This is a genomic window from Thermochromatium tepidum ATCC 43061 (assembly GCF_009664085.1).
Classification (GTDB): Bacteria; Pseudomonadota; Gammaproteobacteria; order Chromatiales; family Chromatiaceae; genus Thermochromatium; species Thermochromatium tepidum.
In genome coordinates this window covers 137,419-161,447 of the sequence record NZ_CP039268.1, presented here as the reverse complement: position 1 = coordinate 161,447, position 24,029 = coordinate 137,419, and the positions used below count along the sequence as shown (strand labels likewise).

20 protein-coding genes and 1 pseudogene are annotated in these 24,029 nt (G+C 63.6%); 11 read left to right on the top strand and 10 right to left on the bottom strand.

Annotation, left to right across the window (positions count from 1 at the left end; all coding sequences use genetic code 11):
- Positions 1-45 precede the first annotated feature (45 nt).
- The 3 genes from E6P07_RS00745 to E6P07_RS00735 all read left to right on the top strand — a co-directional run bounded on the left by E6P07_RS00745 (position 46) and on the right by E6P07_RS00735 (position 3,420).
- Positions 46-1,407: an IS1380 family transposase gene (locus E6P07_RS00745; protein ID WP_153976105.1), complete on the top strand. Its 1,362-nt coding sequence runs from the start codon at positions 46-48 to the stop codon at positions 1,405-1,407.
- A 281-nt stretch (positions 1,408-1,688) separates the two neighbouring features.
- On the top strand, positions 1,689-2,276 hold the full coding sequence (locus tag E6P07_RS00740; RefSeq protein ID WP_162008583.1) for a zinc ribbon domain-containing protein: 588 nt from the start codon (positions 1,689-1,691) through the stop codon (positions 2,274-2,276).
- A 172-nt stretch (positions 2,277-2,448) separates the two neighbouring features.
- Entirely contained in the window at positions 2,449-3,420 is a 972-nt protein-coding gene (locus E6P07_RS00735; protein ID WP_153973846.1) for an IS481 family transposase, read from the top strand.
- Here E6P07_RS00735 and E6P07_RS14105 read toward each other — a convergent pair.
- On the bottom strand, positions 3,372-3,857 hold the full coding sequence (locus E6P07_RS14105) for a transposase (RefSeq protein ID WP_425505139.1): 486 nt from the start codon (positions 3,855-3,857) through the stop codon (positions 3,372-3,374). The genes E6P07_RS00735 and E6P07_RS14105 overlap by 49 nt on opposite strands.
- Here E6P07_RS14105 and E6P07_RS00725 point away from each other — a divergent pair.
- The gene (locus E6P07_RS00725) at positions 3,851-4,819 is read left to right on the top strand and encodes an MBL fold metallo-hydrolase (protein ID WP_153973845.1); all 969 of its coding nucleotides are present in this window, start codon (positions 3,851-3,853) and stop codon (positions 4,817-4,819) included. The two genes, E6P07_RS14105 and E6P07_RS00725, sit on opposite strands and share 7 nt — an antisense overlap.
- A 9-nt stretch (positions 4,820-4,828) precedes the next feature.
- Here E6P07_RS00725 and E6P07_RS00720 read toward each other — a convergent pair.
- From E6P07_RS00720 to E6P07_RS00700, 5 genes and pseudogenes are all read right to left on the bottom strand, one after another.
- Positions 4,829-5,470, bottom strand: a pseudogene (locus tag E6P07_RS00720) (HAD-IC family P-type ATPase); the annotation flags it as partial.
- 141 nt (positions 5,471-5,611) lie between these two features.
- Positions 5,612-5,809, bottom strand: a complete 198-nt coding sequence (locus tag E6P07_RS00715) for a zinc-finger domain-containing protein (protein WP_153973843.1) — start codon at positions 5,807-5,809, stop codon at positions 5,612-5,614.
- 128 nt (positions 5,810-5,937) lie between these two features.
- A complete protein-coding gene (locus tag E6P07_RS00710; protein WP_153973842.1) occupies positions 5,938-6,444 on the bottom strand; it encodes an Hsp20/alpha crystallin family protein in 507 nt (168 codons plus the stop codon).
- A gap of 66 nt (positions 6,445-6,510) precedes the next feature.
- Positions 6,511-6,882: an Hsp20/alpha crystallin family protein gene (locus E6P07_RS00705; protein ID WP_153973841.1), complete on the bottom strand. Its 372-nt coding sequence runs from the start codon at positions 6,880-6,882 to the stop codon at positions 6,511-6,513.
- A 12-nt stretch (positions 6,883-6,894) separates the two neighbouring features.
- Positions 6,895-7,326, bottom strand: coding sequence for an Hsp20/alpha crystallin family protein (locus tag E6P07_RS00700; RefSeq protein WP_246172877.1), 432 nt, complete (start codon positions 7,324-7,326; stop codon positions 6,895-6,897).
- 154 nt (positions 7,327-7,480) lie between these two features.
- On the opposite strand from E6P07_RS00700, the gene E6P07_RS00695 reads away from it, so the two are divergent.
- Positions 7,481-8,410 carry a DnaJ C-terminal domain-containing protein gene (locus tag E6P07_RS00695; protein WP_153973840.1) on the top strand — a complete coding sequence of 310 codons (930 nt, stop codon included), beginning with the start codon at positions 7,481-7,483 and terminating at the stop codon, positions 8,408-8,410.
- Positions 8,411-8,414: 4 nt separating this feature from the next.
- On the top strand, positions 8,415-8,723 hold the full coding sequence (locus tag E6P07_RS00690) for a chaperone modulator CbpM (RefSeq protein ID WP_153973839.1): 309 nt from the start codon (positions 8,415-8,417) through the stop codon (positions 8,721-8,723).
- 123 nt (positions 8,724-8,846) lie between these two features.
- Here E6P07_RS00690 and E6P07_RS00685 read toward each other — a convergent pair whose 3' ends face one another.
- The 3 genes from E6P07_RS00685 to ppdK form a co-directional block, all read right to left on the bottom strand.
- Positions 8,847-9,770 (bottom strand): branched-chain amino acid transaminase, encoded by a 924-nt coding sequence (locus E6P07_RS00685; protein ID WP_153973838.1) that lies wholly within the window; start codon positions 9,768-9,770, stop codon positions 8,847-8,849.
- Between the two features lie 83 nt (positions 9,771-9,853).
- Positions 9,854-12,706: a bifunctional [glutamate--ammonia ligase]-adenylyl-L-tyrosine phosphorylase/[glutamate--ammonia-ligase] adenylyltransferase gene (gene glnE / locus E6P07_RS00680; RefSeq protein WP_153973837.1), complete on the bottom strand. Its 2,853-nt coding sequence runs from the start codon at positions 12,704-12,706 to the stop codon at positions 9,854-9,856.
- Positions 12,707-12,993: 287 nt separating this feature from the next.
- Positions 12,994-15,777: a pyruvate, phosphate dikinase gene (gene ppdK, locus E6P07_RS00675; protein ID WP_153973836.1), complete on the bottom strand. Its 2,784-nt coding sequence runs from the start codon at positions 15,775-15,777 to the stop codon at positions 12,994-12,996.
- Between the two features lie 227 nt (positions 15,778-16,004).
- Here ppdK and E6P07_RS00670 point away from each other — a divergent pair, with 227 nt between their 5' ends.
- A complete protein-coding gene (locus E6P07_RS00670) occupies positions 16,005-18,872 on the top strand; it encodes a valine--tRNA ligase (protein ID WP_153973835.1) in 2,868 nt (955 codons plus the stop codon).
- A gap of 90 nt (positions 18,873-18,962) precedes the next feature.
- On the opposite strand, the gene E6P07_RS00665 is transcribed toward E6P07_RS00670, so the two are convergent.
- Entirely contained in the window at positions 18,963-19,160 is a 198-nt protein-coding gene (locus E6P07_RS00665) for an Alvin_2107 family globule sulfur oxidation protein (protein ID WP_153973834.1), read from the bottom strand.
- Between the two features lie 602 nt (positions 19,161-19,762).
- On the opposite strand from E6P07_RS00665, the gene E6P07_RS00660 reads away from it, so the two are divergent.
- The 4 genes from E6P07_RS00660 to soxY are packed head-to-tail and all read left to right on the top strand — an operon-like array spanning position 19,763 to position 24,019.
- Positions 19,763-20,806, top strand: coding sequence for an AAA family ATPase (locus E6P07_RS00660; RefSeq protein WP_153973833.1), 1,044 nt, complete (start codon positions 19,763-19,765; stop codon positions 20,804-20,806).
- On the top strand, positions 20,799-22,067 hold the full coding sequence (locus E6P07_RS00655; protein WP_153973832.1) for a vWA domain-containing protein: 1,269 nt from the start codon (positions 20,799-20,801) through the stop codon (positions 22,065-22,067). Before E6P07_RS00660 ends, E6P07_RS00655 begins: the two co-directional genes overlap by 8 nt.
- 48 nt (positions 22,068-22,115) lie before the next feature.
- Positions 22,116-23,567, top strand: coding sequence for a beta-barrel assembly-enhancing protease (locus E6P07_RS00650; RefSeq protein ID WP_425505138.1), 1,452 nt, complete (start codon positions 22,116-22,118; stop codon positions 23,565-23,567).
- A complete protein-coding gene (soxY, locus tag E6P07_RS00645) occupies positions 23,564-24,019 on the top strand; it encodes a thiosulfate oxidation carrier protein SoxY (protein ID WP_153973830.1) in 456 nt (151 codons plus the stop codon). The genes E6P07_RS00650 and soxY overlap by 4 nt, the downstream gene beginning before the upstream one ends.
- The last annotated feature ends 10 nt before the right edge of the window (positions 24,020-24,029 follow it).

The window sequence follows — 24,029 nt, the reverse complement described above, 5'->3', positions numbered from 1 at the left end:
ATTATTTGCGAGAATACTGCATCGCAACTCTTCACCCAACTGAACATGCCGAAATTTGGGGTGTGTCAGACCAGCAAGCTGAACCTGACCTCTTACTCCGGCTTGGCGCTCATCGGCCAGTGCTGCGAAGCGGCACAAGTCGATAGTGTGATCGATCCTCGGCTGCCCGTCTCGCAAGGCATGAAGACCTCGGACCTGGTCAAGGCGATGGTGGGGCTGTTGAGTCTTGGCAAGAGCGACTTCGAAGCCATCGAGCCGTTTCGGACGGATCGCTTCTTCAAGGAAGTATTGGGGCTGTCGAAAGTGCCCTCCAGCGCCTGGATGCGGCAGCGGTGTGACGCCAAGGCCAGCGAGTTGCGGGCGCTGACGGATGAATTGTCGGTGCGGCTGCTGGAGCGCACCGAAGCCCCGATCACCCCGTATAAAGGCTATGTGCGCTTCGAGATCGACACCTTCGTCATGGACAATAGCGATACGAAGAAAGAAGACGTGGGCCGCACTTATCAAGGTGTCGATGGCTACTGTCCGATCGCCGGCTATCTGGGTAACGAAGGCTGGAACGTCGGACTGGAATTGCGGGCCGGCACTTGGCATTGTGCCCGCCAGACCGAGTATTTCTACGAGCGCGCCTTTCCTCGGGTCAAGCGTCTGGTCAAGCCGGAACAGGCTGTCCTGATGGTCGAAGACAGCGGCTTTGACAGCGCGCGGCTGTTGTTTGCCAAGGCCGCAGAACGGGATGCCTGGGCCGCTGAAGGGCGAGGGCTGGAATTCATCACGAAGTGGAATCCGCGCAAGCAGGACAAGTCGGCCTGGGTGGCTCAGGCCGAGGCGGCCGGTGTCTTTCAGGAAACCCGGCCGGGCAAGCGCGTTGGGCGGCTCGAGATCACGGTCGAACGGGCGTGGGGCAAAGAGAAGCGCAGCTTCCGTCTGATCGTCGAAGTGACCGAACGCACCATCGACAGGAATGGCCAGCATCTCTTGGCGCCGGAGATCGAACTCGAAGGCTGGTGGATAAGCCTCGACCTGCCGGCCAAAGAGGTGATCGAGCATTACCAGTATCACGGCACGCACGAGCAGTTCCATGCGGAGATCAAGTCTGATCTCGATCTGGAGCGGCTGCCCTCGGGCAAGTTCGACACCAACGATTGCGTGCTGCGCCTGGGGGCGTTTGCCTACAACTGCCTGCGTCTGCTGGGGCAGTTGGGCCTGACGGGTGAGATTGCGCCGATCCGTCATCCGGCCAAGAGAAGACGGCTGAAGACGGTGTTGCAGGAGATCATGTATCGCGCGGCGAAGTTTGTGGCGCATGCGAGGAAACGGGTGCTCGACTTTGGCCGCAACGTTGCTGAACACGTCAAGGTGTTCGTTGCGCTGCAAGACCGATTGTGGCGAGCAGCGTCGCCATGAGCGCGGCGCAGCGGTTGTTCATCCCCGAAACACCCGGTTCCGCGCCAGTGGAAGGCGGGAAGTCGTCCCGGAGCAGGAAAATGACGTCACGCCGTTCTACCAGCGCCGACTTTCGAAGCCCAAAGGCCGTGCGCCGGCCCGGGAAAGACCATCGGCAGACAGAAATTCCGGGCGGTCAGCCAGAGAAGTCATGCCAGACCTCTCACAGGAGGGGTTTCGGCTTTGATGACCACGGATTCAGGAAATAAGCCAACACACGCTCACTGAACCAAGGTCGGGTGGTGGCGCTCGATCCGGGCATCCGGACCTTCCTGACCGGCTTTGCCGAGGATCGGGCGTTTAAGCTCGGCGAGGGCGATTTCGCGCGCATCGCCAGGCTTTGTCATCACCTCGATCGGCTGATCTCTCGGATCGCCAAGGCCCGATGTCGTCAGAAGGCCCGGCTCAAGAAGGCCGCGCACCGGCTGCGCTGGAGGATTCGCGATCTGGTGGACGAGCTGCACTTCCAGGCGATTTGCTTCCTGCTGGACCGCTTCGACCTGATCCTGCTGCCGACCTTTGAGACCAAGGAGCTGTCAGCGAAATCAAGGTGCAAGATCCGGGCAAAGTCGGTCAGGGCGATACTCGGTTACGCCTTCTTCCGCTTCGGTCAACGCCTGGAGGCAGTGGCCAAGCGCGTCGGTAAGGTCGTGTTACGGGTCAACGAGGCCTATACCTCGAAAACGGCCAGTTGGACCGACGAGATCAAGTCGATCGGTGGCGCGAAAACCATCACGAGCAACGGTCTCACCGTCGATCGTGACATCAATGGCGCACGTGGGATCTTCCTGCGTGCTTTGGTAGATGTCCCGTCCCGGATGATCATATAGCCCCGAGCCGCTTTCCGTTATTCTTTGCGCGCGATGTTTTGCACACACTCACCGCAGAGATGGAATCAGAGAACAAGTCTCGGCTGGCTGCGGCTTCTCCGGGCGCCCGTAGGGCGGCTGGAGAAGCCGCAGCCAGCATCCAGTCGAGGCCCAACGAAGGAGAGTCGTCATCATGTTGATCGCCCTGCACAAGCAAGCGCGTACCACCCCTGCGGTGCGCGCCGAGATCGCGGCCAGCGATGAGCCGGTATCGGTGCTGGCGCAGCGCTACAACATCACCGAGTCGACGGTTCGCAAGTGGCAAGCTCGAGCCGACTTCAACGACCGATCGCACACGCCGCACCGTCTGCAAACGACGCTCACACCCGCCCAAGAGGCGGTGGTGGTGGAGCTGCGTCGACTGCTGCTTTTGCCGCTCGATGACCTCGTCGCCGTGGTCAAGGAATTCATCGAACCCAAAGCCTCGCGTTCTGCCATCCACCGTTGCTTGAGTCGGCATCGCCTCAACAAGCTGCTCGCGCTGCGCCCCGAGGCTCGACAAGTGGCGCACAAGCCGTTCCAGGCCTACGAGCCGGGCTTTGTGCACTTCGACGTGAAATATCTGCCCCAAATGCCCGACGAGACCGCTCGCCGCTACCTGTTCGTGGCCATCGACCGGGCCACACGCTGGGTATTCGTCCAAATCAAACCCCACAAGACCGCGCGCTCGGCAGCGGCCTTCCTCAAGGCGCTCTCGAAGTCCTGCCCCATCAAGATTCGCAAGATTCTGACCGACAACGGCAAGGAGTTCACCGTTCGGCTCTTTGGTCGCGCCGCCCGCCGCGAAAGCGGCCGGCATGAATTTGTTCAGCTGTGCCAGGCCCTCGCCATCGAGCATCGCCTCACCCGCCCTCAGCGTCCTCAGACCAACGGCATGGTCGAGCGCTTCAACGGCCGCCTCGAAGAGGTGCTGCGAAGTCACCACTTCACCAGCGGCGAAGACCTCGAGCGCACCATTGCCCGTTACGTCTGGCTGTATAACCATCAACTGCCCCAGGCCGCACTCAAAGGACAAACACCCCTGGCCGCCATGCGACAGTGGTACCAAAGCCACCCTCACCTGTTTGACAAACAGCCACATGATCTTCCGGGACTTGACAGGTAGATACGCCCTCGCTCAGACATGGGCGTGTATGTGTTGGTGCTTGTGGACAAGCGTGAGCATATAAAGTATCGGCGGGTAGAAGGCATAAGGAGTTTATCGATGTCCGCCACGACCGAAAGGTCCATGTCGGCAATCGAACGGGCCAGACGGCGGCCCACCATCATCCCCTGCACGTTTAAATCCTCGATCACGATGGTGTAAAACCGCCGCCTGAGGTCCGACGTAAGCGGATGCAGGGCATCCGAGCGGATGTTGGCGATGCGGGCATGAAGCCGTGCCAGTTTTGCTGTGGACGCCTTTCTTGCGAGACCTCGGGTAACTTGGCACGACCATCGAAGATGCCGAGGCTTGCTGGTACAAGCTTTGAGTTCAAGCCCTTTTGTTGACGCTATTGCCCTCCATTCCAATCCATTTTCGGAGTCATTTGAGCATGTCACAGCCCCACTTTCAGGAGATCGCCGAGGGCATCCACTGCCTCGACACTGGACTCTATCGCCAGGGTCTGGCTGCGGCCTATCTGGTGCGCTCGGGTGAGCGTCTGGCCTTCATCGATACCGGACCGGCCAATGCCGCCCCAACCCTGCTGGCGGCCATCGCCGCGCTGGGTCTGACACCTGAACAGGTCGATTATGTCATGCCGACCCATGTCCATCTGGATCATGCCGGCGCCGCGGGTCATCTGATGGCCGCCTGCCCGAACGCCCGCCTCGTGGTCCATCCCAGGGGCGCGCCGCATCTCATTGACCCAGGAAAACTGATCGCCGGTGCCTGTGTCGTCTATGGTGAGGAGAACTTCGAGCGCGACTTTGGCATTCCCCTGCCGATCCCGTCCGAGCGCGTTATCCTCGCCGAGGACGGACAGACCTTCGACCTGAATGGTCGCAGCCTGACCTTCATCGACACACCAGGCCACGCCAATCATCATGGCTGCATCCTCGATCGCCGGACGCAGGGCTTCTTCACCGGCGATACCTTCGGCATCGCCTATCGCGAGTTCGCGACGACGCACGGCCCCTGGCTGTTTGCGCCCACCACGCCAGTCGCCTTCGATCCGGACGCCTGGCTTACCAGTCTCGACCGGCTGATGGCATATGAGCCGCAGACCATGTATCTGACCCACTATGGCCGTGTCGATCGCCCGGAGGCGTGCGTCGAGACAGTGCGCCGTAGCATCCGCGATCTGGCCGAGCTGGCGCTGCGCGAGGAAGGACGGCCCGAGGACGGGCGACGGGATCGGATCAAGGCGGCGGTCGGGGCGCACCTGATCCAGTGCGCACGCGAGCAGGGCGTGACCCTGGACGATCACCAAATCCAGAGGGTCCTGGCAGTGGATACTGAACTCAACGCCCAGGGGTTGGAGGTCTGGCTCAGGCGGCGCGAGAAACGCACGGCAGGCTGAGCAAGTCGATCAGCGCCCCAGCTGCACGCCTTTGAGTGCATTGAACAACACGCCCAGCGTCGTGCCGTTGTGCAGCAGGGCGCTGCCCAGGGGTGGCAGGCGACCGCTCACCGCGCCGGCGAGGATGGCGGTATTCAGCCCGACCGCCGCGCGGAAATTGGTCCGGATCAGTGCTATGGTCTTGGCCGCGATCTCGCGTGCATCGGCCACGGCATCCAGCCGATCGTCCATCAGCAGGATATCCGCCGTCGCGCGCGCAATATCTGCACCGCGCGGCAGGGCGATGCCGACATCGGCCACGGTCAGCGCCGGTCCATCGTTCACCCCGTCGCCGACGAAGGCCACCCTCGCCCCCTCAGCCTGTAGCTGCTGCACCAGCGCGGCCTTGTCTTCGGGCACGACCTCGGCATGGATGGTGTCGAAACCGAGTTCACGTCCCAGCGCCTCGGCCATGACGCGCCGATCACCCGAGATCATCACCAGCCGCTTGATCCCCAGCCGCCGTAAACGCGCCAGCGTCGCCGGGGTCTCGGCACGCAGGGTGTCGCGAAGCGCGATCAGACCCACAGGACCGCGCTCATTGGCGACATAGAGCAGCGTCTTGCCCTCGGACTGGAGCCGTTCGATCCGATCATCGAAGGACGAGAAATCGAAGCCCTCGTACGACTGGAGATACCGAGCAAACGAGTTTTGGCTGACGAAGGCGCCGCTTCGTCAGCTGAGTATGAGGCGATAGCCCCGGATATCTGGAGCGGAAATCCGCTGGCCGCCCCGAGGTGTCCGGATTTTTTATTAGTCGATGAGCCGATATCTAGCCCCACAATAGGGACAGACAGCCTCATGCGGCGGGTCGTCTGCGATCGGCAGATAGACCCGGGGGTGCATGTTCCAGAGCGGGGCATCCGGGCGAGGACAACACACTGGAAGCTCCCGGCGGCTGATTGCGATCGGCGGCGATTCCTGTGGCCTTGCCGTGGCTGGGTTCGACATCGTCGTCTGGTCCTCCTGTTGTAAAACTGGGCTCATATCCCGGTTGCCACTGCGATACCCAGGGCCCCACCCGGTTGACCGGGACTCCTGGCCACTTATCCTCTATCCATCGCAGGTGTGTGCCACAGTCACCTGACCTCGATGCGCACCGACTTCGGCTGGCTGGGCTCGGCCTTGGGTAGTTCCACCCGCAGGACGCCGTTCTTGTAGGTGGCCCGCGCCTCGTCTGGCTTCACGCTCAGCGGTAATGGCACCACGCGCCGGAAGCTGCCATAGGCACACTGCATCACCCGCCAACGGCCCTTGGTGCCTTCCTGTTCGAAGCGCTTCTCGCCGGAGACGACGAGGGTATCCGCGCCGATCTCGACATTCAGATCCGTCTTGTCGAGACCTGGGATCTCTAGTCGCACCACCAGCTTATGTTCGTCTTCAAAGAGGTCACCACCCAGCATGGCCCAACCGCGACTCGGCAGCCAGCTTGCGTCATCGACCTCAGTCTTGTCCGGTAGCTGGGTGTGTTCGCTCGGTCGGAAACGGGTGAGCGCCCCGGAGGCGCTTTGTACCAGGTGACGCCAACCCTCGGCCACCTGCCCCAAGAAGCCGAATACATCTTGCTTAAGTTGACCAAGTTTCATGCTCACCTCCAATCGCGCCGCCGGACGCCAGGCGTCCGGCAAGTCTAGGCTTAAGAGAAGCGCTGATCAGAGCACCTGCACCTGGATACGGCGTGGCTGCGCGTGTTCGACCTTCGGGATGCGCAACCTGAGCACGCCGTGATTGAACTCGGCACTCACCTTCTCGGTATCCAGTTCCTTGGAGAGGGTGAATGCACGGCGATAACGCGGTAGCTCCACCTCGGCATGGATGGCCTCCATGCCCTCAGGCATGTCCAGGGCCAGCTCGCCCTCGATGGAGAGGGTCTCGCCCTCCACCTGGAGCCTAAGCTTGTCCTTGGACACGCCGGGGAGGTCGGCATAGAGTGTGATGCCATTGGCGTCTTCGATGACATCCACCGGCGGCAACAGGGTGGCTTCATCGCGGCGTGGTTCGGCAACCTGGGTCTTGTCGGTCATGGCCTTTCTCCTTTACTGAACTGTGATGCGACGGGCCTGGGCCGCTTCCTTGCGCGCCACGCTGACATGCAGCACGCCATCGCGGCAGCGCGCCGTCACGGCGTTGGGATCGATGTCGTCAGGTAGGGTCAGCACGCGCCGGAAGCGCCCGGCAAAACGCTCGTCGATATGCACGGCGGCGTTCTCTGGTACCGCCTCTGCCTTGCGTTCGCCGGCGATGGTGAGCACACCCTTCTCGATCTGCACTTCGAGGCTCGCCGGATCCACACCTGGTACGAAGGCATAGACCTCTACCGAGCGGGGCGTGTTGCCCACGTTCATGGCCGGGAAGCCACGGGCAAGACCGCGGATGCTGGGTGACCAGTCGAGGCCCCGGGTCAGCTCGCGTTGCAGGCGGTCGAGTTCGGCAAACAGATCGCGCGGGAAAAGCGATCGATACAACATGCTTCAATCCTCCTTATTGCGTAATCACGTCGGGGATGAGCGCCTTGGCGCCTACAGACCCTAAAATGACCGTCCATCACCGGGATTCCAAGCGCTTGCAAACGCTGGCTGAGACGCCAAAATCGCAGCCATCCAAGTCATAAGAATACCTGCCATGGAATACAAGGACTATTATGCCGTACTCGGCGTGCCCCGCGATGCCAGTGCCGAAGACATCAAAAAGGCCTTCCGTCGGCTGGCGCGCAAGTATCACCCCGATGTCTCGAAGGAGAAGGACGCCGAGCAGCGCATGAGGGAGGTCAACGAGGCCTATGCCGTGCTCTCCGATCCGGAGAAGCGCGCCGCCTATGACCAGCTCGGGCGGGGTTACCGTCCAGGCCAGGAGTTTCACCCACCGCCGGGTTGGGACGCCGGCTTTGAGTTTTCTGGCCATGGTTTCTCGCCTCATGAGGCGGCGGGCTTCTCCGAGTTCTTTGCCGAGCTTTTCGGCGGCCTGGGTGGGCGCGGCTTCCAAACCAGAGGCGACGCGGGCCAGGACCATCACGCGCGCATCTATCTCGACATCGAGGACAGCTTCACCGGCGCCACTCGCTCGATCTCACTGCGCGCCCCCAGGCTGGATGAGCACGGGCGACTGGTCCTGGATACCCGCACCCTGAACGTGAAGATCCCCAAGGGCGTGAGTGAGGGCCAGGTCATCCGTCTGGCTGGACAGGGGGCGCCGGGTACCGGCGGCGGTCGCGCTGGCGATCTGTTGCTTGAGGTGCGTTTCAATCCCCACCCGCGTTTCCGTCCTGCGGGGCGCGATCTGCACCTACGCTTACCCGTGACCCCTTGGGAGGCGGCGCTGGGCGGTATCGTCAGCGTCGATCTGCCCAGCGGGCCGGTGAAGGTGCGCATCCCACCGGGGACCGACAGCGGTCGGATCTTGCGGGTGCGTGGTCGCGGCATCCCTAGCCAGCCGCCAGGAGACCTGTTGCTAGAGGTACGGGTGGTCTTGCCACCGGCGGATACGCCGCAGGCACGGGCCCTGTATGAACAGATGGCCAGGGAGCTGGCCTTCAACCCACGCAACGGGGACTGATGCCATGAACCATAACGACATCCTGCTGGGTAGCCTGCTGGAAGAGAGTTGGCTGACGCTCGAACAAGCGGCGGCCGCCTGTGCCGTGGAGCCGGCCTGGCTTCTGGCACGTCTGACGGAAGGGCTCATCCCGCACGCCGAAAGTGTGGCGGGCGTCTGGCGTCTGTCCGGTGCCGCCTTGCTCCATGCTCGGCGCATGTATGGGATCGAGCGCGACTTTGAGGCCGTACCAGAGTTGGCGGCCCTGGTGGCCGACATGCTGGAAGAGATGGATAGGCTGCGCGCCCGGCTGCGTTGCTTGGAGCCCGGCTGACCTGATCGGCTTACCAAGCTTTGGAGCCAGGCCCGGGACGGGAGAGGCTGGAAAACGCCATCCTAATGGATCTCCAGCCCTCCCGGTACCGGCCCTGGATGGGTCTGAAGGCTTGCAGCGCCTTCAGACCAGCGCCAGCCACTCGGGATGTGACTCGCGCCGTCCATGGACCTGGTCGAAATAGAGCGCCTGCAACCGCTCGGTGATGGGGCCGCGCGTGCCCGAACCGATGCTGCGCGCATCGACCTCACGGATCGGGGTCACCTCGGCAGCAGTACCGGTGAAGAAGGCCTCATCGGCGATATAGACCTCATCGCGGGTGAGGCGCTTCTCGACCACCTTGAGTCCGATCTCTTGGCACAGGGTCATCACGGTGCGGCGCGTGATGCCATCGAGCGCCGAGGTCAGGTCCGGGGTATAGAGCACGCCATCGCGCACGATGAAGACATTCTCACCACTACCCTCCATCACAAAGCCCGCGGCATCGAGCAGCAATGCCTCGTCATAGCCGTCGCGCAGGGCCTCCTGGAGCGCCAGCATCGAGTTCATGTAGTTGCCATTGGCCTTGGCCCGGCACATGGTGGCGTTGACGTGATGACGGGTGAAGGACGACACCTTGATGCGGATGCCGTTCTTCATGTTGTCCTCGCCCAGATAGGCGCCCCAGGACCAGGCGGCGACCATACAGTGGACCTGCAGATTATCGGCACGCAGCCCCATGCCCTCTGGGCCGTAGAAGCACATCGGGCGGATGTAGGCCGCCTCCAACCCGTTCTCGCGCACCACGGCACGCTGGGCCTGATTGAGCGTCTCCTGATCCCAGGGCATGGGCATCCCCAGGATGTGGGCCGAGTTGAACAGCCGGCGGGTGTGGTCCTCCAGACGAAAGATGGCCGTCCCCCGAGCGGTCGGATAGGCTCGGACGCCCTCGAAGACCCCCATGCCATAGTGCAATGTGTGGGTCAGTACATGGGTCTTGGCCTCGCGCCAGGGTATGAGCTCACCATCCAGCCAAATCAGACCGTCACGGTCTGCCATCGTTGCCATCTGTCTTCACTCCACTAGGCTCGGGATGCCGCATCCCAAGTTCGATCTTTGAGAGGGTCCAGGGCCGACCGGTGCGGCCCGCGTCAGTCGTCCATCCATTCCTGCCACAACGCCCGCACGCGCTCACGCTCGGGCCTTAGCTCATCGTCGGACAAGGTCTTGGGCTGCTCGCGCAAGGCGCTGCGATGATAGGCTGCGCGCAGCGCCTTGTAGGCCTCGGTGAGATCCTTGACACAACGCCCCGGAAGCAGATCGAGCCGCGCCAGGGTGTCGAGCAGCCGCACGTTGTCGGTCCAGTCCGTAAGCGCCGGGTAGTCCGCCGCCCAGCGCAGGACAGCGTATTGAACCATAAACTCGATATCGGCAATACCGCCTGCGCCCTGCTTGAGATCGAACCGGCCCGCGCCGCTCGTGTCGAGGTTCTCGCGCATCCGGGCGCGCATCTCGCGCACCTCGCGCCTGAGCTGATCGGGATCGCGCTTGCGACACAGGATGGCACGGCGGATGTCTTGAAAGCGCGCCGCCAGCACCGGATCGCCGGCGACTGGACGGGCGCGCACCAGGGCCTGATGCTCCCAGGTCCAGGCGCTCTCGTTCTGATACTGCTCGAATGAGGTCAGCGAGCGCACCAGCATCCCCTTGGCGCCATCCGGACGCAATCGCAGATCGACCTCATAGAGCCGACCCGAGGGGGTGAGCGTGGTCATCATATGGATGAGGCGCTGGCCGAGTCGGGCATAGAACTGCTCGTTGCTGATGGGCTTGGGGCCATCGGTCAGGGCGCTGACCGAGTCGCTTCCGTGCAGAAACACCAGGTCCAGGTCCGAGCCATAGCCGAGCTCGATGCCGCCGAGCTTGCCGTAGCCAATGACCAAAAAGCCCGTCTCCTCGCCCTGGATCTGGGTGGGACGGCCATGACGGGCAACCAGATGGGCATAGGCGAGGTTCAACACGCGCCGTAGTGCGACCTCGGCGATCTCGGTCAGATAGTCGCTCACCACCATCAGCGGGATGGTTTCGGTCAGGTCGGCGGCGGCCACCCGCAGCTGATTACCCTGGGCGAATTGATGTAGCCGCTCCATCTGCTGTTCCAGATCCTCGGCGTCAACCTGGTCGAGCAGGGCGTCGAGTTCGGCCTCCAGACTCTCGCGACGCAACGGCGCATAGAGCCGGCGCGGATCGAGTAGCTCGTCGAGCAAGAGCGGATGCCGGGCGATCTGGTCGGCGAACCAGGGGCTGAGATCGGAGAGCCGGATCAGCTGGGTGAGGATCAGCGGATGCTCGGCGAGCATCGCCAGATAGGCACTGCGGCGCACGATGGACTCCAGCACCCGCAACACCCGCTCCAAGGCCAGCTCAGGCTGGGCACAACCAGCGGCGACGCACAGGATATGGGGCATGATCAGGCCGAGACGCTCCTGTCCGCGTGCACTCAGCCCCCTGCGCATACAGGTGTCACGGAACTGGTGGAGGCGAGTACGCACCGCTTCGGGGGCAGCGAAACCGGCGCGTTCAAGGAGCTCCAGTTCGTGCGTGGGGTCGCGGTCGCCGTGCCAGACGGCGCTCAGCGGGGTGTCCTCGACCTCGGTCTCGGTCGCCGGCAGGGCGAAGACGGCGTCGAATTGCTCCTGGACCCGCCGGCGATGGGCGTTCAGCTCGACCGCGAATGAGGCCCAATCCCCATAGCCCATCGCGCGGGCGAGCCTTAACCGCCCAGGCCCATCCTCGGGCAGACAATGGATTTGTTGGTCGCGATAGGCCTGGAGCCGATTTTCGACCCGGCGCAGAAACACATAGGCCGCGTCGAGCTGGGTGACAACCGTGGCGGGCATCAGCTGGCGTTGCCCCAATAGGGCCAGCACGGTTCGGATCGGACGCACCTGGAGCGCGGGATCGCGCCCGCCGCGCACCAGCTGGAACGCCTGTCCGATGAACTCAATCTCACGGATGCCGCCCGGGCCGAGCTTGATGTTGGCGTCCATGCCGTGCCGGTAGAGTTCCTTGGCAATCAGACGCTTGAGCTCGCGCAGTGACTCGAAGGCGCCGAAGTCCAGATAGCGCCGATAGACGAAAGGGCGCAGCATGGCCATCAGTTGTTCGATGTCGTCCGGGTCGCCGGCGACCGGACGCGCCTTGATCATGGCGTAGCGCTCCCACTCGCGCGCCTGAGACTGATAATAGTCCTCCATCGCTGGGAGGCTCATCGCCAGGGGGCCGGCCTCGCCAAAGGGGCGCAATCGGGTGTCGACCCGGAACACAAAGCCATCGGCGGTCTTATTGGCCAGTGTCTGTACCAGGCGCTGGCCGAGACGGATGAAGAACTGCTCGTGGCTGAGCGGGCGCCGTCCACCCTCGATCGTCCCAGGCTGGGCGAAGGCTAGGATCAGGTCGATGTCGGAGCTGAGATTGAGCTCACGCGCCCCGAGCTTGCCCATGGCCAGCACCAGGAGCCGCAGCGGACGACCGGACGCATCGCGCGGCGTGCCCCACTCGGCGCAGGCCCAGGGATAGAGGCGATCGAGCGCGCCCCGGATGCAGACGTCGGCCAGCTCAGACAGGTCTTCCAGTGTCTCTTCCAGCGGGGCCAGATTGGCGAGGTCGCGCCAGATGATCCGCATCATCTCGCGCCGGCGGAACCGACGCAGGGCCGCCTGGAGTGCGCCCTCGTCGGCGACGCCCTCGAGTCGCGCGCTGAGCCGGGTCGCCAGATCACTGGCCCCATAGGTCCGAGCGAGGTCGCCGCTCGCGATCAGCTCGGCTAGAACGTCCGGATGGCGCGCGGCCGAGATCGCGACATACTCGCTTGCCTCCCATACCCGCCGCCGCGCCTGCTCGAACTCGGGATCGTCCGGCAGGGCGAGACCCTGTTCGCTCGCCCAGGCGAGCCAGTCGTGCCAATGAGATTCGGTCAGGGAGTCGCAAGGCGCGTCGGACATGGCTCGCTTCATAGGGGTTCGATCCGATACTCGGCCTAGATCCAGACCCTCTGCTGGGGACGACCCGGATCAACTCGGAGGCGGCGTTGAGGGTCTCGACACAGACGAGGCCTCGGTCATCTGCGTCGTCGAGATCCGGCATCGCCTGCGCACCAGCAACCCAGGGATCGCCGCGCCAAGCCGGTGTCGATCTCGATCCGCGTCAGACCGCCCTGCCCTGCGACGAAACGCAGGATGCCCAGGGGTGCGAAGGCCGCATTCGGCGTATCGAGATCCAAGGGTCGCCCTCAAGCGTTCGGTGTTGCCACCGCCTTCAAGGCCGCGTGCGCCGCTGCCAGGCGCGCGATCGGGACGCGCGGGGCCGAGCAGCTCACATAGTCGAGTCCGATCTGATGACAGAAGGCGATCGACCCCGGATGCCCGCCATGCTCGCCGCAGATCCCGATATGCAGATCGGGCTTGACCGCGCGCCCCCAGTCGACCGCCAACTGCATCAGCTTGCCCACACCCTTGACATCGAGCACATCGAACGGATTGTCCTGGAGCAGACCAGACTGATTGTAGAGCGGCAGGAACTTGTTTTCGGCATCCTCGCGCGAGAAGGAAAACACCGCCTGGGTCAGGTCATTGGTGCCGAAGGAGAAGAACTCGGCCTCCTCGGCCAGCGAGTCGGCACGCAGGCAGGCGCGTACCACCTCGATCATGGTGCCGAACTTGAACTTGACCGGCTTGCCGTAGCGTTCGGTCACCTCCGCATGGATGGTCTCGACATACTCCTTGACCTTACGCAACTCCTGTACCGTGCACACCTGCGGTACCTTGATCTGCGGCTGGACCTCGATGCCGGATTTAGCACACTCGGCAGCGGCCTCCAGGATGGCGCGCACCTGCATCTGGTAGATCTCAGGGAAGGTCATGCCGAGCCGCACGCCGCGATGTCCGAGCATGGGGTTCGTCTCGTAGAGGGCGCGCACCTTTTTGAGCATTGCCTCCTTCTTGGCGATCGCCTCCTCCACTAAGGCCGGATCGATCATGTGGCGCGCCGTCTCGACCTCGCGACGCAGACCCTCGGAGGCATGCAGCAGACCCATGGCCCCGGCCAGCACCGCCACCCCGCGCGCGTTTTGCGCCAGCACCCGTAGCTCGGACAACTCGCGCTCGAGCACATACTCTTTGGGCAAGAACTCATGGATCGGCGGATCGAGCAGCCGGATCGTGACCGGGTAGGGCGACATCACCTCGAACAGCTCGCGGAAGTCCTGGCGTTGCAGGGGCAACAGCCGATTGAGCGCCTCCTGACGTGCCGCGGGCGTCTCCGCGACGATCATCTCGATCACGATCGGCAGCCGCTCGACGTCGTTGAACATGCGCTCGGTGCGCGCCAGACCGATGCCGACCGCCCCATAGCGCCGTGCCCGCCGGGCATCGTCTGGGGTGTCGGCGTTGGCCATGACCTTCAGCTTGGCCACCTCGTCGGCCCAGCCGAGCAGGGTGTGGAGCTCGGGCGTGAAATCCGGCTCCACGGTCGGGATCGCGCCCAGATAGACCTTGCCCGAGGTGCCATCGATGGTGATGACATCCCCCTCTTTGAAGCTGGTGAGTCCGACGCGCGCCTCGCGCCGGTCGACGTCGATACTGATCCCCTCGGCGCCGGCGACACAGGGCTTGCCCATGCCGCGCGCGACCACAGCCGCGTGCGAAGTCTTGCCCCCACGCGAGGTCAGGATGGCTTCGGAGGCGAAGAAACCGTGGATGTCCTCCGGCTTGGTCTCCTCGCGTACCAGGATCACCTTCAGCCCCTGGCCCTTGCCGAGCTGCTCGGCGCGGTCGGCGTCGAACACCGCGATGCCGGAGGCCGCACCCGGCGAGGCCGGCAGACCCTGAGCGACAGGTTCGGCCTTGACGTTGGGATCCAGACGCGGGAACAGCATCTGTTCCAGCGACTCGGGCGGGATGCGCAACAGGGCCTGCTCCTTGGTGATGAGCCCCTCGCGTTCCATCTCGACCGAGGTGCGCACCAGGGCGATGGTATTCATCTTGCCGTTGCGGGTCTGGAGACAGTAAAGCCGCCCCTTCTCGATGGTGAACTCGAAGTCCTGGACCTCGCGATAGTGGGACTCGAGCTTGGTCCGCAGCTCCTCGAGTTGGTCGGCCAGATCCGGCATCTCGACCCTGAGCCGTTCAAGCGGCTTGGGGGTGCGGATCCCGGCCACCACGTCCTCGCCCTGGGCGTTGACCAGATACTCGCCATAGAGCTTGTTCTCGCCGGTGGCCGGGTTGCGGGTGAAGGCCACCCCAGTGGCCGAATCCTCGCCCCGGTTGCCGAACACCATGGTCACGACATTGACCGCGGTGCCGTTGGCCATGTCGGGCGTGATGTTGAACTGCTTGCGGTAATCGACCGCGCGCTTACCCATCCAGGAATTGAAGACCGCCTTGATCGCGATCTCGAGCTGTTCATAGGGGTCGCTCGGGAAGGGTCGGCCCGTGTTCTGTTCGACCACCTTGAGGAAACGCTCGCAGATCTCACGCAGGTCATTGGCCGAGAGATCGACATCCTGCTTGGCGTGCGCGGCCTCTTTGATGGCGTCGAATTCCTTGTCGAAGGACTCGTCCGGTACGCCGAGCGCGACCTTGCCGAAGAGCTGGATGAAGCGCCGATAGGAGTCGTACCCGAAGCGCGGGTCATCGGTGGCGCGGATCACGCCCTGGAGTGTCTCGCTGTTGAGGCCAAGGTTGAGGATGGTGTCCATCATGCCCGGCATCGACAGCGCCGAGCCCGAGCGCACCGAGACCAAGAGTGGGTTGTCCGGGTCGCCGAACCCCTTGCCGGTCTTCTGTTCCAGGGCACGCATCTGCTCACGGACCTGTTCGATCAGACCGGGCGGCAGGGCGCGCTTGGGATCATTGAGATATTCCAGACAGGCCACCGTGGAGATGACGAAGCCAGGTGGGACGTTGAGCCCGATTTGGGTCATTTCGCACAGGTTGGCGCCCTTGCCGCCGAGCAACTTCTTGTCCTTACCATCGCCTTCCTCGAACGCAAAGACATACTTGGTCGTGGTGTTCATCGATGGAGTCCGCCTCTTTCTCTGGTTGATGGAATGGGCTCAAGCTCTGGACAACATGCTGCCATATTCCGGGGCGTCTGAGATATCTCAAAATTGAGATCGAACACCTCAAATCCGACCGGTGACAGGCCGAATGCCGACTTCGGGCCCTTGGCCCTACACCAAGGCACATCGGTTCTAGGGTAAACTGAACCCTTTTCGCACCGTTCGATCACGAGCCTGACCCTATGCTGGACAAAACCTATGATCCCCGGACCCTGGAAACCCGCTGGTATCGCTACTGGGAGGAACAGGGCTATTTCGCCCCGTCCGAGCAGACAGGCGACCCTGCGACCCAGGGTGCCGCCTATTGCATCATGATCCCGCCACCGAACGTCACCGGCAGTCTGCACATGGGTCATGCCTTCCAGGACACCCTCATGGATGCCCTGATCCGCTACCACCGCATGCAGGGCAAACAGACCCTGTGGCAGGCCGGTACCGACCATGCCGGGATCGCGACCCAGATGGTGGTCGAGCGTCTGATCGAGGCCGAGGGCAAGACCCGCCACGACTATGGACGCGAGGCCTTCATCCAGCGCATCTGGGCGTGGAAGGCCGAGTCTGGCGGTACCATCACCCGCCAGTTACGGCGTCTGGGCGCCTCACTCGATTGGGCGCACGAACGCTTCACCCTGGATGAGGGGCTGTCGGAGGCGGTGTGCGAGGTCTTCGTGCGTCTCTACGAGGAGGGCCTGATCTATCGCGGCAAGCGGCTAGTGAACTGGGATCCGGTGCTGCGCACCGCCGTCTCCGACCTCGAGGTCTTATCCGAGGAAGAGAGCGGCTTCATGTGGGAGATCCGCTATCCCCTCGTCCAGCCCCCGGGGGCGTCCGGTCCGGCGTCTCTGATCGTCTCCACGACCCGCCCCGAGACCCTGCTCGGCGACTGCGCGGTCGCCGTGAACCCGGAAGATGAGCGGTACAAACATCTGATCGGCGCCTTCGTCGAGTTGCCGCTGACCGGGCGGCGCATCCCGATCATCGCCGACGCGCACGCCGACCCCGCGTTCGGTACCGGCTGTGTCAAGATCACCCCGGCGCACGACTTCAACGACCACCAGGTCTGGCTGCGCCATCGCGACGAGGCGGCGATCGCCGAACAGCCACACGGCGGACTGATCAACATCTTCACCCCAGACGCCGCCATCCGCGCCAATGCACCCGAGGAAGGTCAATTGCTGCCGGCGGCCTATATCGGACTCGACCGCTACGAGGCCCGCAAGCGCATCGTCGCCGATCTCGAGTCCGCCGGATTGCTCGTCGCCGTCAAGGAACACCGTCTCCAGCAGCCGCGTGGGGATCGTTCGGGCGCGGTCATCGAGCCCTATCTGACCGACCAGTGGTATGTGCGCGTCGCCCCGCTCGCCGAGCCGGCGATCAGGGCGGTCGAGCGGGGCGACATCCGCTTCGTCCCCGACAACTGGAAGAACACCTATTTTGAGTGGATGCGCAACATCCAGGACTGGTGCATCAGTCGTCAGATCTGGTGGGGTCATCGTATCCCGGCCTGGTACGACAGCGCAGGCAATGTCTATGTCGGGCGCTCAGAGGCTGAGGTCCGCGCCAAACACGGCTTCGGCCCCGAGGTCGAACTGCGCCAGGACGAGGACGTGCTCGACACCTGGTTCAGCTCCGCACTCTGGCCCTTCAGCACACTCGGCTGGCCGCAAGAGACCGACCGGCTCAAGACCTTTTATCCGACCTCGGTGCTGGTCACGGGCTTCGACATCATCTTCTTCTGGGTGGCGCGGATGATCATGATGGGGCTCAAGTTCATGGGTGAGGTACCCTTCCGCGAGGTCTACATCCACGGGCTGGTGCGCGACAAGAACGGCGACAAGATGTCCAAGTCCAAGGGCAATGTGCTCGATCCACTCGATCTGATCGACGGCATCGACCTCGAGTCACTGATCGAAAAGCGGACCAAGGGCCTGATGCAACCGCATCTTGCGACAAAGATCGCCCGGGATACGCGCAATGAGTTCCCCCACGGCATCCCGGCCTTCGGTACCGATGCCTTGCGTTTCACCTTCGCTGCGCTCGCCACCACTGGACGCGACATCAAGTTCGATCTTGGACGCACCGAGGGCTATCGCAACTTCTGCAACAAGCTCTGGAACGCCGCGCGCTATGTCCTGATGAACACCCAGGGTCAGGACTGTGGTCTGGGGCCGGATGCGGATCAGGCGACGATCGAACTCAGCGCAGCGGATCGCTGGATCCGTGCCGAACTCAATCGCACCATCGGCACCGTCCGCGATGCCATCGACGCCTACCGCTTCGATCTGGCCGCCCAGGCGCTCTACGACTTCACCTGGAACGAATTCTGCGACTGGTATCTGGAGCTGTCCAAGCCTGTGCTGACCAGTAGCCAAGCCAGTGAGGCTGCCAAACGCGGCACCCGTCGCACCCTGGTCCAGACGCTTGAGACCCTGTTGCGTCTGGCGCATCCGATCATCCCCTTCATCACCGAGGAGATCTGGCAGAAGGTGCGCCCACTCGCCGGGGTCGAGGGCGACACCCTGATGCTGGCGCCCTACCCCAGGCGCGATCCGTCCGTCGAGGACGCCCAGGCGGTCAGCGAGATCGATTGGGTCAAACAGTGCATCCTCGGCATTCGGCGCATCAAGGGCGAGATGAACATCGCCCCTGGCAGACCGCTGCCGATCCTAGTCCTGGACGCGACCGAGCAGGAACGCCACTGGCTTAAAACGGCACGGCCCTATCTGGACTTCCTGGCCCGAACCGAATCGATCACCGTGCTCGACGCTGAATCCCAAGCCCCGGAGTCAGCGATGGCGCTGGTCGGGTCGATGAAGATCCTGATCCCGATCGCTGGACTGATCGATAAGGAGGCTGAGTTGAAGCGTCTGGACAAGGAGATCGCACGTCTGACCGAGGATGTCGCGCGCACTCAGGCCAAGCTTGCCAACTCGGCCTTCGTCGACAAGGCCCCGTCGTCTGTGGTCGACAAGGAGCGGGCCAAGCTCGCTGAGCACGCGGCAGCGATCGCTCACCTGCACGCCCAGCGCGTCAAGATCGCAGCGCTTTGAGCGGTCTTGGGGCTTGGAATGGAGACGCGCCCCACCAAGGGGCGCCGAACCTGGTTTGAGAAGCGGAACATCTGGCGAATCGAGCGAAGATCAGGCCGTAATCCACCGCTCGAAGTTGTCGGTATTCTTTTCCTCGCCGTCGCTGTAACCGGCCTCATAGGCCTCGGTCAGACGTTGCACCTCACGCTTGGGGTTCTGCAGGAAGCCGCACTGCCATCCTTGGATGTAATCGTCGTCGACGCCCATCTGTTCCATCTTGGTCACGGCATCGTAGTAGAACTGATTCATTTCCGGTCTCCGAGCAATGTCATTTTGGGTGAGGGCTCAGTCGTCGGGGGACTTCGCCGACTCGATGTCATGATGCAGGCAAGCCGATCGTCGCTGATTGCGGCCGCCCTGTCCTCTCTCGCTACAACTCTCGGACGGAACGCCGCCCGGGCACGGACGCGATCGTGGGGACGAGAAGGGCGATAAGAATACAGCGTTTTTCTAATAGGGGACAAGTACGCTTGGGTAAACAACCCTCGACTGAAGTCGAAGGCTTTATTGTAAGACGCAGCAAACATGGTTGACCGCATCCCCAACATTGGGCGTGTTTACAGCCACCCTTGGCAGCGGGGCCCCGCTGCCAATCCGGGCCAGGTTTCGACTGGCGTTACAGTCGGCGTGCGCCCGGAGACCACACTGTATTATACACCACATGGTGCGCTTCACGCACCCGCCATTCCTCCCGCGACTCAAGTCGCGGGTTTCCTTGCGGAGGGTCTATGAATGGACGGGGATCTCCAGGTCTGGCCTCATGGACCTCGAAGAACCTCGAACTTGCGAAACGCCGGCGTCACACGCATCTTGATTGACCCAATCCAACGGCTGGAGAACTTGGCCCCATCATGCGCCCTGCCCAACTGCTCCGCGTCCTCGATCGCGAATTCCTCGGCACCGCCGAGGGCCATCATACACCCGTGATGCTCTGGGGACCGCCCGGCGTGGGCAAGTCGCAGATGGTGGCCCAGATCGCCGCGCGCCATGCCGTGCCCATGATCGACATCCGGCTGTCGCAGATGGAACCGAGCGATCTGCGCGGCATCCCCTTCCGTCAGGGTGAGCGGGTCGAATGGGCCGTGCCTGCTATGCTGCCCGACGCCGAGCGCCATGGGCCGAGCGGCGTGCTCTTTCTCGACGAGATCACCTCGGCCCCGCCCATGGTCTCGGCGGCGGCCTATCAGCTCATCCTCGACCGGCGGCTCGGCGACTATCGCCTCCCGGACGGCTGGGCGATCTTCGCCGCTGGCAACCGCCAGGGCGATCGCGGGCTGACCTACAGCATGCCGGCACCGCTTGCCAATCGTTTCTCGCACTTCGAGGTCGAGACCCATCTCGACGACTGGGTCGACTGGGCCTATGCCAGCGGCATCGACGAGCGGATCATCGCCTTCCTGCGCTTTCGGCCTGAGCTCCTGTTCGACTTCGATCCGGCGCACAATCCGGTCGCCTTCCCCTCGCCGCGCTCCTGGGAGTTTGCCCATCGCGCACTCAAGAAGTTCGAGGCGGCGCCCGACCTATTACCGGGTGCGCTCCAGGCCTGCGTGGGCCCGGCCGCTGGGATCGAGCTGAGCGCCTTCATCACCAACCTCGACCAGATGCCGGATCTCGACGCCATCACGCGCGGCGAGCCGGTCGCCGTCCCGCGCGAGATCGATCTCCAGTATGCCGTCGCCGCCGCACTGGTCGGGCGGGCGATCCGCGCGCTCGACGGCCCGGACGGACGGGAGGTCATAGGCCACATCCTCGACTATGCCGGACGCCTCCCCGAGCGCGAGATGGGGGTGATGTTGGTCTCGGATCTGCATCGGGCGATCGGCGGACGGCTATTCGAGGTGCCGGCCTTCGCCAACTGGGCGCGGTCGGTCGCAGAGGTGATGCTCCATGCCTGAGAGGACGTCTGCGACCCTGCCCGACCCATCCGCCATCGAGACCAAGCTCGCGGCGGCACGCACCCGGTTGATTCTGGACAAACCCTTTCTCGGCGCCCTGGTGCTGCGTCTGCCGCTGCGCGCGGCCACCGGTGACTGGTGCCGTACCACGGCCACGGACGCGCGCGCCTTCTATTACAATCCGGCCTATATCGAGGCCCTGAGTCTGGAGCAGACCCAGTTCGTGCTCGCCCACGAGGCCCTACACTGCGCCCTGTCGCACTTTGCACGGCGCGGCCATCGTCAACGCCGGCGTTGGGACCTGGCCTGTGACTATGCGATCAATCCGTTGCTGATCGAGGACGGTCTGATACCGCCGCCGCATGCCCTGGTGATGCCGCTCTACCGCGGGCTGACCGCCGAGGAGATCTATCCGCTCATCGACGAACGCGACGACTCAGAGACGCTGGACACCCACGCCTATGACCTCGACGAGCGCCACGGCAGCAGTCAGTCTGGGCGGAACGAACAGGATCTCGAACAGCGCCAGCACCACACGCCCAAGGGCCAGGACGCAAACGAGCGGCACACCCCGACAACCGCATCGGGCCTGGAGCCTCGCACGGCACCGCCCACCCCCTTGACCCCAGACGAACGTGAAGCCCTCTCCATCCAATGGCGCCAACGCCTGGCCGGCGCCGCCCAGCAGGCGTTACAAGCCGGCAAGCTGGCCGGCGAGCTGGCGCGTCAGATCGACCATCTACTCCAGCCCAGCCTGCCTTGGCGGATGCTGCTGGCGCGTCATCTGATGGCGATCGCGCGCGAGGACTACAGCTATCAGCGTCCATCGCGGCGCGAGGGGGCGTTCATCCTGCCCGGACTGCGCAGCCATCAGGCCGATCTGGTGGTGGCGATCGACACCTCGGGGTCGATCCAGGACGGCGAGCTGAGCGCATTCATCGGCGAGATCGACGCGCTCAAGGGCCAGATCCGGGCGCGTATCACCCTGCTGCCCTGCGATCGCGCGCTGGCGCCGGGTGCCCCCTTTCAGTTCGAGCCTTGGGAAACCTTCGTGCGTCCCGAGCGTCTACAGGGGGGCGGCGGAACCAGCTTCAAACCCGTATTCGACTGGGTCGAGCGCCAGGACGGACGCCCAGATCTACTGGTCTATTTCACCGATGCTCAGGGCGAGTTCCCCAAACGCGAGCCGTGCTATCCAGTGATCTGGCTGGTCAAGGGCAGCGCCTCCGTGCCTTGGGGACAACGCATCCAGCTCAACTGAACATCCATGACGAAACGGACAGCGCCCCGACCTCTCTCGATACGGCCAGTGATCGCCTTGGGTAGCCTGCTCCTGGTCGGCTCGCCTCAACTCCAGGCCCAGGACTATCATCTCCCCGACATGGGCAATTCGTCCGACGCTATCCTGACCACAGGCGCCGAGGCGCGTCTGGGTCAGGCCTTCATGCGTCATGTGCGCGAGTCGCTGCCTGTCCTCGACGACCCGCTGTTGACCGATTACATCGAATCGCTCGGCAACACCCTGGTCGCCGCCGATCCAAGCGCCACTGGACGTTTTAACTTTTTCATCATCGACCAGTCGGTGGTCAATGCCTTCGCTGGACCAGGCGGCAACATCGGCGTCTATGCCGGACTCATCCTCGCTGCCGAGACCGAGAGCGAGCTCGCTGCCGTCCTTGCCCATGAGATCGCGCACCTCACCCAGCGTCATCTGCTGCGCACGCTGGAGGATCAAAACAAGACACTCATCCCGACCATGGCCCTGATGGTGGCCGCCGCCATCCTCGGCGCCCAGGTCTCGAGCGACGCCGGGGCGGCCGCCATCGTTGGGATCCAGGCCGCTTCCCTGCAACGCCAGATCAACTTCACGCGCGAGAACGAGTACGAGGCCGATCGGCTCGGCATCATGACCCTGGCCAAGGCGGGCTTCGACCCCTATGCCATGGCCGGTTTCTTCGAGCGGCTATCCAAGTCCAGTCGCGCCTACGAGAACAATGCACCCGAGTTCCTGCGTACCCATCCGGTCAACGCCGACCGCATCGCCGAGGCACTCGGTCGGGCCGACGTCTTTGGGGCCCGCCAGCGCCCCGACAGCCTGCGTTTCCACCTGGTGCGTGCGGCCCTGCGCGAACGCTCCTACAAGCGCCCGGAGCAGGCGGTGGCCTATTTCCGCGACACCCTGCGCGAGGGGCGTTACCGTAATGTCACCGCCGAGCACTACGGTCATGCCCTGGCCCTAATGCGCACGGGTCAGTTCGACGCCGCCCGCGCCGCACTGGCCGAGGCGATGAAATCGAATGCCGGCCTTGCCGAGTTCATCATCCTCGACGCCCGGCTCGATCTCGAACAGGGCCAGGTCGAACGCGCCGTGCGGACACTGAAACAGGCGGTCGCCCTCTCACCCGGAAGCTGGCCATTGCGCATGGCCTACGCCGAGGCACTGATGAAGGCCAACCGCCCTGCATCGGCCATCGACGAACTAACCACGGTCGCACGGCTGCGCCCCGGCAACCCCATGTTGTACGATTGGCTGGAGCAGGCAGCCCTTCGCGCCGGACATCAGGCGGCGACCCATCGCTTCCGTGCCGAGAAGCTCTATGCCGAGGGCGAGCGCGAGCCGGCCATCCGTCAGCTTGAGATCGCACTGCGTCAACGCGATCTGCCCTATCACGAGGCCGCCCGGATCCAGGCGCGGCTTGAAAGCTGGAAAGAAGAAGAACGCGAATCCAAACGCCAAAACAAGCGAGGAGTTAAACCATGATCGATCACAAACGCCGGAGATTCATCAAGGGCTCACTGGCCGCCGTCGGCGCCGGGCTGATCGTACCCAGCGCCCTTGCCGACTGGAATGCGGACGCCTTCCATGCCAAGGAGGTCTCCACGGCCATGACCGGTCTGTTTGGCAGCGATGCTGCCGAGGTCAGCGACCGGATCAGGATCAAGGCCCCGGACATCGCCGAGAACGGCGCCTCGGTGCGGGTCATGGTCGAGACCGATCTGGATGGCGTCACCTCCATCAATCTCATTGCCTCCAAGAATCAGCACCCTCTTGTCGCCTCCTTCGAGTTCGTCGATCCATCCCTGATCCCATTCATCGAGACCAACATCAAGATGGCCGAGACCGCCGATGTCATCGCCGTGGTCAAGGCCGGCGACAAGCTCTATAAAAACGCCAAGACGGTGACTGTCACCCTCGGTGGCTGCGGCAGTTGATCGACCCCTG

Bases quoted from the DNA above. Each gene is read 5' to 3' on its own strand.
- E6P07_RS00690 (WP_153973839.1), top strand. From the start codon at position 8,415: ATGAACCATAACGACATCCTGCTGGGTAGCCTGCTGGAAGAGAGTTGG.
- glnE (WP_153973837.1), bottom strand. From the start codon at position 12,706: ATGTCCGACGCGCCTTGCGACTCCCTGACCGAATCTCATTGGCACGAC.
- E6P07_RS00715 (WP_153973843.1), bottom strand. From the start codon at position 5,809: ATGTCGAACCCAGCCACGGCAAGGCCACAGGAATCGCCGCCGATCGCA.
- E6P07_RS00665 (WP_153973834.1), bottom strand. From the start codon at position 19,160: ATGAATCAGTTCTACTACGATGCCGTGACCAAGATGGAACAGATGGGC.
- E6P07_RS00725 (WP_153973845.1), top strand. From the start codon at position 3,851: ATGTCACAGCCCCACTTTCAGGAGATCGCCGAGGGCATCCACTGCCTC.
- E6P07_RS00685 (WP_153973838.1), bottom strand. From the start codon at position 9,770: ATGGCAACGATGGCAGACCGTGACGGTCTGATTTGGCTGGATGGTGAG.
- E6P07_RS00745 (WP_153976105.1), top strand. From the start codon at position 46: ATGCCGAAATTTGGGGTGTGTCAGACCAGCAAGCTGAACCTGACCTCT.
- E6P07_RS00655 (WP_153973832.1), top strand. From the start codon at position 20,799: ATGCCTGAGAGGACGTCTGCGACCCTGCCCGACCCATCCGCCATCGAG.
- E6P07_RS00670 (WP_153973835.1), top strand. From the start codon at position 16,005: ATGCTGGACAAAACCTATGATCCCCGGACCCTGGAAACCCGCTGGTAT.
- E6P07_RS00735 (WP_153973846.1), top strand. From the start codon at position 2,449: ATGTTGATCGCCCTGCACAAGCAAGCGCGTACCACCCCTGCGGTGCGC.
- E6P07_RS00705 (WP_153973841.1), bottom strand. From the start codon at position 6,882: ATGACCGACAAGACCCAGGTTGCCGAACCACGCCGCGATGAAGCCACC.
- soxY (WP_153973830.1), top strand. From the start codon at position 23,564: ATGATCGATCACAAACGCCGGAGATTCATCAAGGGCTCACTGGCCGCC.
- E6P07_RS00695 (WP_153973840.1), top strand. From the start codon at position 7,481: ATGGAATACAAGGACTATTATGCCGTACTCGGCGTGCCCCGCGATGCC.
- E6P07_RS00660 (WP_153973833.1), top strand. From the start codon at position 19,763: ATGCGCCCTGCCCAACTGCTCCGCGTCCTCGATCGCGAATTCCTCGGC.
- E6P07_RS00710 (WP_153973842.1), bottom strand. From the start codon at position 6,444: ATGAAACTTGGTCAACTTAAGCAAGATGTATTCGGCTTCTTGGGGCAG.
- E6P07_RS00700 (WP_246172877.1), bottom strand. From the start codon at position 7,326: ATGTTGTATCGATCGCTTTTCCCGCGCGATCTGTTTGCCGAACTCGAC.
- ppdK (WP_153973836.1), bottom strand. From the start codon at position 15,777: ATGAACACCACGACCAAGTATGTCTTTGCGTTCGAGGAAGGCGATGGT.